The sequence below is a fragment of the Fulvivirga sp. genome (assembly GCF_040220315.1).
In the GTDB taxonomy this organism is placed as follows: domain Bacteria; phylum Bacteroidota; class Bacteroidia; order Cytophagales; family Cyclobacteriaceae; genus Fulvivirga.
In genome coordinates this window covers 22,874-35,569 of sequence record NZ_JAVJUY010000163.1, presented here as the reverse complement: position 1 = coordinate 35,569, position 12,696 = coordinate 22,874, and the positions used below count along the sequence as shown (strand labels likewise).

At 37.6% G+C, this 12,696-nt stretch carries 15 protein-coding genes; 8 read left to right on the top strand and 7 right to left on the bottom strand.

Annotation, left to right across the window (positions count from 1 at the left end):
• The 3 genes from RLO81_RS08050 to RLO81_RS08040 form a co-directional block, all read left to right on the top strand.
• On the top strand, window positions 1–1,463 hold a 1,463-nt coding region (locus RLO81_RS08050; protein ID WP_350109806.1), incomplete at its 5' end, for a SusD/RagB family nutrient-binding outer membrane lipoprotein.
• A gap of 14 nt (window positions 1,464–1,477) precedes the next feature.
• On the top strand, window positions 1,478–2,413 hold the full coding sequence (locus RLO81_RS08045; protein WP_350109803.1) for a hypothetical protein: 936 nt from the start codon (window positions 1,478–1,480) through the stop codon (window positions 2,411–2,413).
• A gap of 27 nt (window positions 2,414–2,440) precedes the next feature.
• Complete coding sequence (locus RLO81_RS08040) at window positions 2,441–3,901, top strand: hypothetical protein (protein ID WP_350109800.1); 1,461 nt, start codon at window positions 2,441–2,443, stop codon at window positions 3,899–3,901.
• 99 nt (window positions 3,902–4,000) lie between these two features.
• Here the strand turns inward: RLO81_RS08040 and RLO81_RS08035 are convergent, their stop codons facing one another.
• The 6 genes from RLO81_RS08035 to RLO81_RS08010 all read right to left on the bottom strand — a co-directional run bounded on the left by RLO81_RS08035 (window position 4,001) and on the right by RLO81_RS08010 (window position 8,664).
• Window positions 4,001–4,948: a tyrosine-type recombinase/integrase gene (locus RLO81_RS08035; RefSeq protein WP_350109797.1), complete on the bottom strand. Its 948-nt coding sequence runs from the start codon at window positions 4,946–4,948 to the stop codon at window positions 4,001–4,003.
• Between the two features lie 581 nt (window positions 4,949–5,529).
• Window positions 5,530–5,757 carry a hypothetical protein gene (locus RLO81_RS08030; RefSeq protein ID WP_350109794.1) on the bottom strand — a complete coding sequence of 76 codons (228 nt, stop codon included), beginning with the start codon at window positions 5,755–5,757 and terminating at the stop codon, window positions 5,530–5,532.
• A 92-nt stretch (window positions 5,758–5,849) separates the two neighbouring features.
• A complete protein-coding gene (locus tag RLO81_RS08025; protein WP_350109791.1) occupies window positions 5,850–6,584 on the bottom strand; it encodes a DNA/RNA non-specific endonuclease in 735 nt (244 codons plus the stop codon).
• 22 nt (window positions 6,585–6,606) lie between these two features.
• Window positions 6,607–6,867: a hypothetical protein gene (locus RLO81_RS08020; RefSeq protein ID WP_350109788.1), complete on the bottom strand. Its 261-nt coding sequence runs from the start codon at window positions 6,865–6,867 to the stop codon at window positions 6,607–6,609.
• Window positions 6,868–7,003: 136 nt separating this feature from the next.
• Window positions 7,004–8,323 carry a type II toxin-antitoxin system HipA family toxin gene (locus RLO81_RS08015; RefSeq protein WP_350109785.1) on the bottom strand — a complete coding sequence of 440 codons (1,320 nt, stop codon included), beginning with the start codon at window positions 8,321–8,323 and terminating at the stop codon, window positions 7,004–7,006.
• Complete coding sequence (locus RLO81_RS08010; protein WP_350109782.1) at window positions 8,317–8,664, bottom strand: helix-turn-helix domain-containing protein; 348 nt, start codon at window positions 8,662–8,664, stop codon at window positions 8,317–8,319. The genes RLO81_RS08015 and RLO81_RS08010 overlap by 7 nt, the downstream gene beginning before the upstream one ends.
• A gap of 289 nt (window positions 8,665–8,953) precedes the next feature.
• Between RLO81_RS08010 and RLO81_RS08005 the strand changes: the two genes are divergently transcribed.
• The 5 genes from RLO81_RS08005 to RLO81_RS07985 all read left to right on the top strand — a co-directional run bounded on the left by RLO81_RS08005 (window position 8,954) and on the right by RLO81_RS07985 (window position 11,939).
• On the top strand, window positions 8,954–9,508 hold the full coding sequence (locus RLO81_RS08005; RefSeq protein WP_350109779.1) for a carboxymuconolactone decarboxylase family protein: 555 nt from the start codon (window positions 8,954–8,956) through the stop codon (window positions 9,506–9,508).
• Window positions 9,509–9,541: 33 nt separating this feature from the next.
• Window positions 9,542–10,000: a YHS domain-containing (seleno)protein gene (locus tag RLO81_RS08000; RefSeq protein WP_350109776.1), complete on the top strand. Its 459-nt coding sequence runs from the start codon at window positions 9,542–9,544 to the stop codon at window positions 9,998–10,000.
• A gap of 62 nt (window positions 10,001–10,062) precedes the next feature.
• Window positions 10,063–10,482 carry a DUF1348 family protein gene (locus tag RLO81_RS07995; protein WP_350109773.1) on the top strand — a complete coding sequence of 140 codons (420 nt, stop codon included), beginning with the start codon at window positions 10,063–10,065 and terminating at the stop codon, window positions 10,480–10,482.
• 12 nt (window positions 10,483–10,494) lie between these two features.
• Window positions 10,495–11,385, top strand: a complete 891-nt coding sequence (locus RLO81_RS07990; RefSeq protein ID WP_350109770.1) for a helix-turn-helix domain-containing protein — start codon at window positions 10,495–10,497, stop codon at window positions 11,383–11,385.
• Window positions 11,386–11,387: 2 nt separating this feature from the next.
• Entirely contained in the window at window positions 11,388–11,939 is a 552-nt protein-coding gene (locus RLO81_RS07985; protein WP_350109767.1) for an MOSC domain-containing protein, read from the top strand.
• 175 nt (window positions 11,940–12,114) lie between these two features.
• Here the strand turns inward: RLO81_RS07985 and RLO81_RS07980 are convergent, their stop codons facing one another.
• Window positions 12,115–12,696: a hypothetical protein gene (locus RLO81_RS07980; protein ID WP_350109764.1), complete on the bottom strand. Its 582-nt coding sequence runs from the start codon at window positions 12,694–12,696 to the stop codon at window positions 12,115–12,117.

Genomic DNA, 12,696 nt, shown 5'->3' with positions numbered 1-12,696 from the left:
GTTTATATACCGGAACCATTATCAAACACTGGGTGCAAAGGAGAGCCTTGTTAAATGATTATGGACTACAAGGCACTGATTTTTCTATATCAACGGCATGGCAAAGTTTATATGCAGGGGCTTTAACTGATACTCAGGTAGCTATTGAACAGGCCACAGAAGAGGAGGACTTTGGTTCCGTGGGAGTCGCACAGTTATTGAGAGTGTATATTATGTCCACGATTGTAGATTTATGGGGGGATGTTCCTTATTTTGAAATTGGGCAAGGTGCAGCGAATGAGGCGCCTATCTATGATTCTGGAGCTTATGTTTATGCAGATCTACTACTTCTAATAGACGTAGCTATCGGTAACCTTAATAATGGAACAGGTGCCGTTGCTGGCGATTTAATATATGCCGGAAATAGGACCAATTGGATTCTATTTGCTAACAGTTTAAAGTTGCGCATGTTGAATAACATTAGGTTAACTCGTGATGTATCTTCTGAAGTGACTGCGGTTCTTAATGACGGTGTGATTTCAGATATGTCACAAGACTTTCAATTGGATTATGGATCATCATTCAATCCTGAAAACAGAAATCCAGGATTTGCATTTGATTGGGCAGTAGGGAGTGGTACATATATTGATCCTTTTTTCTTTGAAAGTATGAGAGGTCAAGATACATTTGGGCATGGAGGTTTACTAGTTGCAGGGAGCCTTCCTGATCCACGTATACCATATTACTTCTTTAATCAATTGCCTGCAGGTTCGGCAGATGCAGATGCAGAAAATCCTTGTGCATACTGCCCAAGTGATGCTGGTACTTCATTCCTTTCAATATATTCACATTCATTAAATATTGACCCGAATGAAGGTTTTGATCAAGGAAGATCACAGTCTTTGGCAGGTCTATATCCGATGGGAGGTAGATACGATGATGGACTTGGTGGAATAGCATCTAATGCTGCAACACTTGCAGCAGGCCAGGTTACAGGTCCTGGTAATACACCTCAAAGATTGTTGGATTTAGGGGAGGTATTATTTATTCGTGCAGAATTGGCTCAAGCAAATGAAACTAGTGAGGATGCTGGTGAATTATTGAGATCTGCATTGGAAGCTTCTTTTGCTAAAGTGGATGCAATAGCTAATGCAGCAGGTGCACCTACTATGGACGCAACTGAAGTTACAGCATACATTGATGCTGTTATGGCAACATTTGGATCGGCAGCTGATCCGATGGAAGTGATTATGACTTCTAAATGGATTGCACAATTTGGTAACTCCGCGATTAGTTATAATGATATAAGAAGAACAGGTTACCCGCGATTACATGATGCTAATACAGATAATTTAAATGTAACTGTGCGAACAAGAGAATTCCCAGTATCCTTTCCTTATGATATTACGAATGGATCATTGAATGCTAATTTTCCTGGTCAGCGAGTTATCGCTTTGGACAAAGTATTTTGGGATGTTAACTAATAAAAAAGAAAATAATGAAAAATATACTTAAATATACATTTTTGGGTCTAACACTGATGATTTTGGTGTCATGTGAAGATGAGGATAGTAAGAGAATACCTAGTGAATTTGACAAAGCCCCAAATGTAAGAATTAATGTAGATCCATTAAATTCCTTTATCAATATTGGAGATATTAATAATACTGCAATAATTTATGATCTATATTCCGAAAGTAAGAATCTTAGGACTATTGAGCTTACAGTAGTTTATAGTGTAGGTGGGTCGCCCGTTGATACGGCAGTGGTAAAAACCTACACTCAAGCTGATATTAATGCTGCTAATGGCGTGCTGTTACAAGAATCTGTTACTGCACAAGAATTAGCAACTGCATTTAGCATAGCTTTAACCGATATAGCAGGTGGTGATGCATTTATTTTTAACAACATTACTACACTTGACAACGGGATAATTTATCCAAGTGAGACAGTAAACGGTAATTTGAATGTTACTCCAAATATTGTCAATTCATCGAACACAAGTAGTTTTACGAGTTCATTTACTGCATTTGCCGGTTGTCCGTCTCCTCAGGAGGATATAGCGGGTACATATACAGCTACAATTTTTACGTATGACTCTGATAATGCAGCGCCATTTGGGTTGCCACAGACCAGTACAAGAGAAGGTGTTACTATTACTTTTACTGGCCCTGAGCCTTTCCGCTATACTGTATCTAGCCATGATGCAGGCTGGTGGGCGAGGCCTGAGGTTACAGCTACAGAAGGTGGTCCTGCAGATTTCTTTGATATCTGTGGTGCTATAATCATGCAACCCGTTGGTTCTTTTGGTTTTGGTGGAGCTGCTGATAATGGTGGAGGAAGCTATGACCCAGTTACTGGTGTTATTACTATGAATTGGTATAATTCCTTTAATGATATCTATGGAGACGTAATATATACTCCAGAGAACTAAGCTATTTAAACATTAAAAAGAGATATTATGAAAAATATATTTTTATATACATTGGGTTTGATGCTTGTCTTCTCGTCATGTGTAGACGATTACGAAGATGCGAATCCACCTAGGTTGTTAGATGCACCAGCTGTTACATCAGATCAGTCAGGTAGTACTATTGATGTAGTAGGTGGAGAGACAATAAGTCTTACTTTAAATATTGTGGATGCACAAGCGGGAATAGGCGGGATTACAGTAACTTCTGCAGAGGATGACCCGGAATTCACTTCTAACATTAATAGTTTGATTGGTGCAACAGAAGGAACACTAGTTGTTGACTATGTTGTTCCATTTACCGCACAAGGAGCCTTTACGGTTAGTGTTGGCGTGAGTGATGTTCAGGTGGATGCTGAGGGTGATGATGCAAATAAGACAACTACTGTTGACTTTAGCCTTAATGCTAGTTTTGCATTTGCTGCTCCAATATTTACATTAACCACAGATGCAACGGATTTAGATGCAGATGGTGTATTGTTAGCCGGGGATGTTATGGATTTCACTTTAACATTAACAGATGTTCCTAGTGGATCTTTGGCCTTAGCAGTTCTTAGTGCTTCAGGCGGGTCTTTGGATTACAATCAGGCTGATTTGGATGCATTGATTGGTTCATCTTCAGGCAGTTTAAGCGGAACCTTTACAGCAGGTGAAGCTTCGGCTACAGGGTCTATTTCTGTATTTCTAGTGGATGAACTTCAGGCTCGATCAGTGAGTGGTAGTAGCGCGGATATACTTGTAAGATGTCCAAGTGATGATGATATATCGAACTTATATGCGGCTATTTCACATGGTGTTTCAAGAGATGGTGTTGAATATAACTTTATTACAACAGAGGTTTTAATTGAAAGGATAGATGCTGGAACCTTTTCGCTGAGCGATCCATCATTTGGTGAATATCCAATCGTTCGAGGTGTAGCCCCATCAACAGCAACTCGTTTTTTAAGTATTTGTGGTTCTGAGATTGTACCTGTAGCAGGAGAGTTTTTTCAACACTCAGGAACGGTATCAGAAGATGAAGAAGGTAATATAGTTATGGATATTGAGTGGGTGAATGCTTCTGGCGATCAGGGAATAACAAGATTGACAGTTGCTCCTTGTACAGCCCCTGACTATTCTGGAGACTATACAACTTTAGCAAGTGGAACTTATGGTTCAGGTGGCGTTAATAACTATACCGATTTGGCGGCTTCTGTTACACTGACTTCAATCGGATGTCTGGATTATGAGATTGATGACATGTCATTTGGGTTATATGCTGCGGCATACGGTGATGATGCGCCTGCAGGTGTAATAACAATTGATGGCACTGTTATAACTGGCAGCCCTTCAAATGTGGATCAGTATTCAGATCCGTTTACTATTAATGGTACAGTGAATATGGATGGTACATTTACCATAACTTGGAGTAATACCTATGGAGATTCTGGAACAGTTACTGTTACGCCATAAGTTAACTTCTAAGTTTCTTATTATTTTAAATTTTTTATAAACCAAAAGGGCAGTCGTTGACTGCCCTTTTTCCATTTGTTTAACTTTTGAATGATTTTTCTAAAAATCAACTACACTATCTAATGCCTCATCTGCCTCTTTATTAATAAAATTCGCCTGATAATTTAGGGTTGTCTTTAAATCAAAATGACGATATAGTTTTTGTAGCATCAATGGATGAATACTATCACCTGCTATATTACCAAAAGTGTGTCTAGCAATGTGATTAGATAGGTTTTTATCTATATCAGCCAGATTAGCTATCTTTTTTAAATTGTCATTTAATAAACTAGTGGCATTGCGTATTTTTCTAAATATATCTCTTTTGTCGTCTAGATTGGCTTCATTTAAATAATGAAATAGAAATCCTCTGTTTTTTCTATTGATATAAAGTTTAAGAATAGCTTTTGCTTTTTCAGGGATTTTAAGAGAAACAGGTTTTTCATTTTTGTTCATGATATAGTAAATACGCTCATCTTTGAAGTCTGAACGTTTCATTTCAATCACGTCACTAATTCTTATTCCTGCAAAGTAAAATGAGAATAGCCATACATTGCGTGAGTGCCACAAGTTAGTTTCTGGTTCTAAAACTAGGTGTTCTATTTTAAGTACTTCTTCCTTTGTAAGACCAATTTTATTTCCAGAGCCGATCTTGATTTTAATTTTCTTTTTTCCAAATGGATAATACTTTTCATCAACAATACCTTCTTTAATTGCTCTATTGAATAATGTTCTTAGCAAAATTAAATGGTTGTCTGTTGATCTCTTACTGTGCTTAAGTACAGTTTTGCTGTAGTGAGTGAATTTTTCAATAAATGAAACGGTGATTTGTTTAAAGCTGAGATCCTTTGAACCGTGAAAATTTTTAATATTTTTTAGTTGAGAAGACTCAGCCTGAGATACTGCAAATGTTCCTTTTTCTTCGTATTCTTTAATTCTCTCGGCTCCCAATTCAAAGAAACTAACTGACTTACCAGCTCTTTGAATCTCATTTTTAATTTCTAGCAATGATTTATCTTCACCATTGAAGTCATTTTGAATGAGCTTTGAATTGATCTCTGTGAGCTTGGCATTCAGAGCATGATTAATTAGTTTGTACTCTCTACATTTTTTATTTACGGTTTCTTTAAGTTCATCCCATTGCTCTGGAAATATTTTATAATTGGTACATCAGAGGTACAACAATAAATATATTTCAGCATATTTTCATATATTTCAAAATGTTTATTTATTTACTAAAAATGCAATAAAAATATCCTGAGATATGTTGAAAGATGTGGAATTATAAGTGTGTTTAGGCTCATAACCCAAAGGTCACAGGTTCGAGTCCTGTCCCCGCTACCATTGAAGCCTGAGATTAATTTCTCAGGCTTTTGTATTTTAAAAAGTCAGGTATTTAAGCGAACAGGACGAGAAGCCTGTCCCGATGTAGTTTAGTGACTGTCGGGAAGTCCTGTCCCCGCTACCATTGAAGCCAGTGAACGAAAGTCGCTGGCTTTTTTTGTTTTGATAGCCGAGCACATAAAAAAAATGCCCCAGGACAGGGACATTTTTCGGTTAAAGGTAGGCTTGGGGACTAAAAGTTGAAATTATTTTGCATAATCAAACCGATACACATACCACATACTTTCTTCTTCTCCGTTTTCAGTAATAAAGTCAGTTAGGAAAGTGTATGCATAACTAAGCGCATGCATTCTGGCCTGATTTCTTACAGGGTATTTTGCGATTATCTCCCAGTCTGCAAAGTGGGAAACTTTCTTTTCCCATTTCATCTTAGACTTTGCGGGATTGCACGATATTCCTACTATAGAGGGCATAACTCATCTTTTTAATGAAGTTCTGTGATAGAAGCGATAAAAAAATCACCTGTTTAGGTGAGTCCGTCAGTTTGGCCTTTTCAGTTCTACCATCAATAATCCCAAATCCGATTAGGTGTCTTTTTTTGCTCATGCAAATCACCACCACTTACCCGATCCCAAAACTGACAGCCTACTATTTGCTCTACATCGTAGGTTACAGCCAGGTAGTCTTCAATAGCTCCATCCAGCTCTTTATTTTCCATTTCGAAAGTCCATAGCTTCAGTTTGCCTTTATCGTCTTCCGCCAATACACTTTTGGCAAAAGCATGGGGCACGGGCACATTTATTCCATATTCTTTTTCATTATCACCTATGGTTTCAATCTTCTTGTCGAAGTAGAATATGGGGCAAGTGAGTACATACGTTTCTAAAATATGCTCTTGGTCATTTAACTTTCTAATTGCTGACTCTAACTCCCTCCAAATTCTTCTGTTGAAATTGGGTTTCTGTGGAGACATATTGGATAAAAGGAATGTTTCGCTGTTCTGAATTTCAAGAATGTCGTTGTTGGCACTGGCCACCAAATGACCACGATCATAACCGCTACCAACGTAGGCTCTTAAGCCAGCTCTAAACCTTTTAGGTATGCGCACATCAGCTCTGAAGTTGTTCATGCGATCCGCTTCTGTGAGCAAATAATCGTTGCGGTTAATGATCTCCAGTGTCCACTTGGCCTGGCGGAAATACCAGGAGTAGCCAATGGTAAAGTAGCGACCGGTTAAGATTTCATCACAGACCGGAGCGCCATAGCGTAATTCTGGTTGTATCTGGAATGGGTTGTTCATAGTATTTTGAGTTAACGTGTTATTATTTAGCGTGTGGTTTAATGATTTTACTTTTATAAGTGATATAGTCGAACCGATAGACATACCACATAGAGCCTGGGTCACCGGTTTCTATTTTAAAATCGGCATTATGGGCATCTGCATAGCTTAAGCCATTGATAATGGCCAGTTGCTGAAGCGGAAAGTGGCTAACAACGAGCCAATCATGCATATCTGAAACCTTTGTTTGCCAAAGCAATCTAGATTTCTCTGGGTTTGACGAAATTCCTACAATAGAAGCCATAGTTGTACTTTTCAATAAAGTTCGGCTACATCGTAATTGAAAAAATCACCTGTTTAGGTGAGGAGGTGAAAAAAACTGAATGCTCAATTGGCCTGGGAAGACTCGCTATTCATTTTATGCGATTTTGTAGTTTGCTTTACCATTTCTCAAGATTCAATAATGTTTCTTTTATTGAATCTCGCAGTTGCTTATTCACATGTACTTCATCCGCATAATCATTCCACCTTTGTATAATGGCATTAATTTCGGAAATAATATGTACCGATTTTTTAATATTCATTTCCTTGGCGATTTGTATTAAATCATCCTTTTCAATACCCTTTCTTTTACCATTAATACTTAGTGCATGTTGGCTCACCCACATGCTGCCAGGTCTATAAGCGTGGCAAATGTCATAAGCCGGTGATAGTTCCCAATCAGCTCCTTCTTTAAGACGGAAAGCAAAGTTTTTGGTATGATCATCGCAGTTTCTGGCAATCACATTAAAGACCATTCTACGATACATCTGTTCTGCATCTGGGTACGGTAAACGAAGCATTCTCATTGTTTGGAATAACTGTTCGTAACTATAGCTTTTAACTTCATTGAAGTCATAGTGTTGCATGGCGCAAAAAGTTTGAATATGATGCTTGATGTATCCTTTCTCTCTATCGAACCTTTTTGTCATAAAATGTGCCCTGCCATTCTCTTCCAGTAATTCTGACTCCATCATGTTTATACCGCAATCTTTTGCCATATTGTAATAAGCCATTTCAATACGCCCATAGCCTTTACTTTCACCGAACTGAGTATCACTCACACCGTCTAATTTTATGAGCCAATGTTCAAATCCTTTGGGTGCATTGGTTTGCCCAGAACGAACCTGCCCTGTTTTTTTATTGTAGGAAATTATGGCTTTAGGCCTGGCGCCACCTGCCGATATTCCAATTTTTAATATCTCCGTTACCGCCTGTTGTTGTTCTTCATTTAAGTTGGTCTCAAATGCTTCTCTTTTATTTAAAATGCGTTGGGCAATGTCTACTATACTTTTGATTTCAACTTCAAAGCTTCTTTTGGTCGATTTTATTTGAGTAGGTTCAAATTCCAGGGCACCCATTCCTCTTGTGCCAATAAAACAAAGTTGCTCTATTGGGTTCATGCTGTTTTCTGGGCGTCCGTTTTGTGCTAGCCAAATGTTTATTAGTTGATTTCCATACTTATCTGGTAATACATCAGCTAATAAACCGGGCAGACCTTTAAACGTATCAAACTCACTGTTTTTGGATGACCGTAATTCTGGAAATGAAAAAATGCTTTGATTTGAGCTGATAGGCATTTTTATGGGAGCTAAATCTATGTTCTTAGATTTAAATGTTGGCTCATATTCGAAACTGGCAAACCCTTCCTCCTCATTCCAAGCAATGGCTCCAACAGTCTGTCCCCAAATTTTAACAAATGCCGTTTTTACTTCTACCATTCGCTCTTATCTTGTTTATTCTTTCCGCTGTCTGAACTAGCTCTTTGTCTTCTCTGCTTTTCTAGCTTGGCAAGTTCTAAAGGACTTATTTGAGGTTGAACCTTAAATACATTAAGTACATCAAGTAGGTTAAGAGCTCTTAAAATTTGTATTAGTGATAATAGTGATATTGGTTCTCCATTTTCAATTTTACTCATGGTCCAACGATTAATCCCTGCAGCCTCAGCAATTACTTTTTGCGATTTGTTTTGAGTTAATCGTTGGTGTTTTATGTACTCACCAATGACAGAAACAATTGATTTATCGCTCATTGATAACCAATTAGTGTTAGTATTTGCCATCTTTAATTCCTTTAAATGTGTTTAATGTTGGTATTTACCAATTCAAATATATGAAATTATTTAAAATGAATACTCAGTATGTTGGTATTAACTATCATTAGTATAATGCTCTAATCAATTGAATTGTATTGCACTTTTAAGTACATACTTAGAATTATGTGCTTTATTGTTTGTTTACAGCCCATTTTAGAGTAGTAGGGAAAATCATCCATCCACTTGCGCCCATTATCCATTTTCTACCGCAATGGCTGGGTATACTTTTGTGCCATAATCAAATTAAAAAAAAGATATGACACGATTAACAGCATTAAAAAACGATCAGGCTTCTAGCAGATCAAAGGAGCTTTTTGACGGTATTCAATCCAAACTTGGAACGGTACCAAACATGATGCGAACAATGGGGAATTCTTCGGCAGTACTCGAAGGATATCTTAACCTTAGTGAATCACTCAGTAAAGGTGCTCTTGGAGCAAAAATGGGAGAACTGATAGCCATGACTGTGGCAGAAGCGAATGCATGCGATTACTGCCTATCTGCACATACCTACATTGGTACAAAGCTGGCAGGAATTGAAGGCGAAGTACTCGATGCTTCCCGAAATGCCCAACATAGCGATCCTAAAATTGAGGCAGGTTTACACTTCGCTAAAACCTTGATAGAAAAACAAGGGAAACCTTCTTCAGAGGAAGTTGATGCAGTATTGGACGCTGGTTATTCTGAGGGCGAAGTGGGCGAAATTGTTGCACATGTCGCACTTAATGTTTTTACCAATTATTTCAATAACACGGCAAATACGGATATAGACTTCCCTAAGGTGAAGGCTAATGGACAAGGTGTATTGTAATTCAATTTTCATTAACATTTAAAATTTCATAAAATGAAAAATCTAATAGTAATACTAGGGTTGGTGGTAGTTGGTTTTATATCAGCAACAGCGCAAATACCACCTGTAGATGAAAATGGCTTGGCAATAGGCGGCTATGATGTTGTCTCCTATTTTGATGGAAAAGCACAAAAAGGGAATGCAAAATTTTCTGCAAAGCAAAATGGAACAACCTATTGGTTTGTATCAGCGGAGCATAGAGATACTTTTAAAAAGGAACCTGCCAAATACTTGCCTCAGTTTGATGGATTCTGTGCTTGGGGCGTAGCAGCAAAGGATACGAAATTTCCTATCAACCCTGAAACCTACGACATCATTGACGGCAAATTGTACTTGTTTTTCAACGGACTATTCGATGGCAAAAATTTCAATACCGCCTTACTATGGTCTGAAGAAACTACTAAGTTGAAAGAGCAGGCACATTCAAAGTGGCCTACGGTTAAAAACAAATAATGGGTTACAACCAATAGAGCAGCGAGGTTCTTCTCGCTGTTCTTTTTTAAAAGATATTAAAAATGAGTAAAATAGAACAGAAACCACCTTTTCCGCCATTTGATTTGGAATCGGCAAGGCAAAAAGTGCAAATGGCCGAAGATGCCTGGAATACTAAAGATCCTGAAAAAATATGTTTGGCGTATTCTGTAGATACAGAGTGGCGAAACCGCAGTGAATTTTTATATGGAAGAGATGAAGTAAAAGCCTTTCTTTCTCGAAAATGGGAAAAGGAACTCGATTATAAACTGAAAAAAGAACTATGGGGCTTTCGTGAAAATAGAATGGCCGTACAATTTGAATATGAATACCGTAATTCTAAAGGACAATGGTTCAGGGCTTATGGAAATGAACTATGGGAGTTTGATGAAAATGGATTGATGCGAAAGCGCTTTGCTAGCATCAATGATCTGGCAATTGACGAAAGTGAACGTAAACTTTAAAATGACTGAATAGTGTTGAATATTGAGGACAATCTAACATTGGTTGATAAGCAAACCGATAACCTGGCGCTTAAACTTTTTTCATTTCAGGATCTGAGTCGGTTTGATCATGTGCAACGGCTTAATTACTATTCTCTGATTTGGCTATATGAGGGAGAAGGAACAGTAAAGGCAGACTTTTCAGAGTTTTCATGGAAAGCACCTTGTCTGATGGCCTTTGCCCCATATCAGCCGTTTATGATCTCTAGTTTGGGAAATGTAAATGGAATTGTGCTTAATTTTCATCCTGACTTTTTTTGTATTCATAAGCATCATGAATCGGTGGCTTGCAATGGAGTGTTGTTTAATAATATTTACGAATCTCCTGTTTTGGATTTAGACCGATTGAGCTTAGAAAAGATGGAAACAACGCTAAGCCAGGTGAAAGAAGAAATGCTCAACGGAAAGCTGGCCCAATACGAATTACTTGTTTCTTATTTGAAGATTCTTTTAATAAGTGCATCCAGAAAAAAAGTAGCAGAGACACCTGATTCGCCTAAAATCAAAGAAGCTGTTAATTCTGAACCGTACATTTTACAAAACCTAAAGCAGCATATTGAAGCGCATTTTAGAGACAAACATTCGGCTGGGGAATATGCCGAAATGCTAAATATATCTCCAAAGGCACTAGCCAAAGCAACAAAGAAACGTTTTAATAAAACGGTAACAGATCTAATTTCTGAACGGATAATAATTGAAGCGAAGCGTGAATTGTACTTGACGGATAAGCAGGTAAAGCATATTGCTCAGGAGCTTGGTTATAAGGATGAATACTATTTCAGCAGGTTTTTTAAAAATTATGCTGATGTTTCACCGCAGATGTATAGAGATACTGTTGGTTTTAACAGGGCCAATTTGGCATAGTCATGGCAAAGGTGCTTTCTATTCAGATCAGTCAGCCAACTACCGTGAGGTACAGGGGAAGGTTGGTGACCACCAGTATTTTTAAAAAGCCTGTAGATGGACCAGTGCAAGTAAATAAACTAGGAATTTTAGGAGACACTCAGTCTGACCTTATGGTTCATGGTGGAGTAAATAAGGCAATTTATGCTTATCCATTTGAATCCTATCAATGGTGGAATAAGCACTACCCTCAATTTGAGTACAACTTTGGAGCATTTGGAGAAAATCTGACTATTTCAGGACTTCTGGAAAACGAGATAAATATAGACGACACCTTTAAAATAGGAACTGTGACTTTAAAAGTGACGCAACCACGATCTCCCTGTTTTAAGTTAGGTGTTAAGTTTAATGATCCTAAAATGACGTCTTATTTCTATAAAAGTAAAAAGTTTGGCTTCTATCTGAAAGTTCTTGAGGAGGGTCTTATAAAACCGGGTGATGATATTAGGCTATTATCGAAAGGGGATGGAAGGAGTATCGCTCAAATAGTAGAAGAGCAGGTGGCTGGAAGTTAATTTTATTGAAAGGGTTTTCTGGGTTGGCGAAGTATATAAAAAGTTCCGCAAGGTGGAATTGCAACTAACTTGCTTTAATAATGTCAATTCTGAGGCTTAACAAACGAACTACAAGATTATGAGCTCTGCTTTAACCACTCATCAGCCACGAAATTCTACAGAGTGTTGGCAACTGTTATTCTATTCTCATGTAGTCTTTTATTTTAGCAATGTCGGGCTCCACATAGTCTACAAAAATAGGTTCACGCACAACATTAAAAAGTACAACATCCCAATAGATAGAATCAGACTGACCTTGAACACCATTTAAGTCCATTATGTAGTCTTTGTGGTTTCCTTTGAAAACAAAATGTCTTTTGTTGGAATGAATGGTTTTGATTTTTAAGGAGTCAAAAAGTTCCCCCAATTCATAGGTATAATAGCTATTATCGTCAGCTACTGTCATGAAACTTTCACCCCACTCTCTCTGAAGTTTGGAAATAATAGAGTCATTAGGATAAAATAGTACGGCAAGATTTTCGCTGATAAATTCAGTATTTAAACTATCTTTTATTGAATTAACGAAATAAGACCTGGCCGTTCTTGATTTTGAAATAGCTACTTCGGCAGTGTCAATTTTTGATGTTTTGTCTACCGGTTTTGTCTGTTCCCTTGATGAATTAATATTGTCCGTATTGTAATCTTCCTGATTTTCAGGTTGATGACTACAAGCTTGGAATAGAAGTAGAACTATTACTGATGCTATTATATATTTCAT

What these genes read in the sequence shown, in the direction of transcription:
- RLO81_RS08045 (WP_350109803.1), top strand. Translation starts at nt 1,478, where the DNA reads ATGAAAAATATACTTAAATATACATTTTTGGGTCTAACACTGATGATT.
- RLO81_RS08040 (WP_350109800.1), top strand. Translation starts at nt 2,441, where the DNA reads ATGAAAAATATATTTTTATATACATTGGGTTTGATGCTTGTCTTCTCG.
- RLO81_RS08030 (WP_350109794.1), bottom strand. Translation starts at nt 5,757, where the DNA reads ATGCCCTCTATAGTAGGAATATCGTGCAATCCCGCAAAGTCTAAGATG.
- RLO81_RS08025 (WP_350109791.1), bottom strand. Translation starts at nt 6,584, where the DNA reads ATGAACAACCCATTCCAGATACAACCAGAATTACGCTATGGCGCTCCG.
- RLO81_RS08020 (WP_350109788.1), bottom strand. Translation starts at nt 6,867, where the DNA reads ATGGCTTCTATTGTAGGAATTTCGTCAAACCCAGAGAAATCTAGATTG.
- RLO81_RS08015 (WP_350109785.1), bottom strand. Translation starts at nt 8,323, where the DNA reads ATGGTAGAAGTAAAAACGGCATTTGTTAAAATTTGGGGACAGACTGTT.
- RLO81_RS08010 (WP_350109782.1), bottom strand. Translation starts at nt 8,664, where the DNA reads ATGGCAAATACTAACACTAATTGGTTATCAATGAGCGATAAATCAATT.
- RLO81_RS08005 (WP_350109779.1), top strand. Translation starts at nt 8,954, where the DNA reads ATGACACGATTAACAGCATTAAAAAACGATCAGGCTTCTAGCAGATCA.
- RLO81_RS08000 (WP_350109776.1), top strand. Translation starts at nt 9,542, where the DNA reads ATGAAAAATCTAATAGTAATACTAGGGTTGGTGGTAGTTGGTTTTATA.
- RLO81_RS07995 (WP_350109773.1), top strand. Translation starts at nt 10,063, where the DNA reads ATGAGTAAAATAGAACAGAAACCACCTTTTCCGCCATTTGATTTGGAA.
- RLO81_RS07985 (WP_350109767.1), top strand. Translation starts at nt 11,388, where the DNA reads ATGGCAAAGGTGCTTTCTATTCAGATCAGTCAGCCAACTACCGTGAGG.
- RLO81_RS07980 (WP_350109764.1), bottom strand. Translation starts at nt 12,696, where the DNA reads ATGAAATATATAATAGCATCAGTAATAGTTCTACTTCTATTCCAAGCT.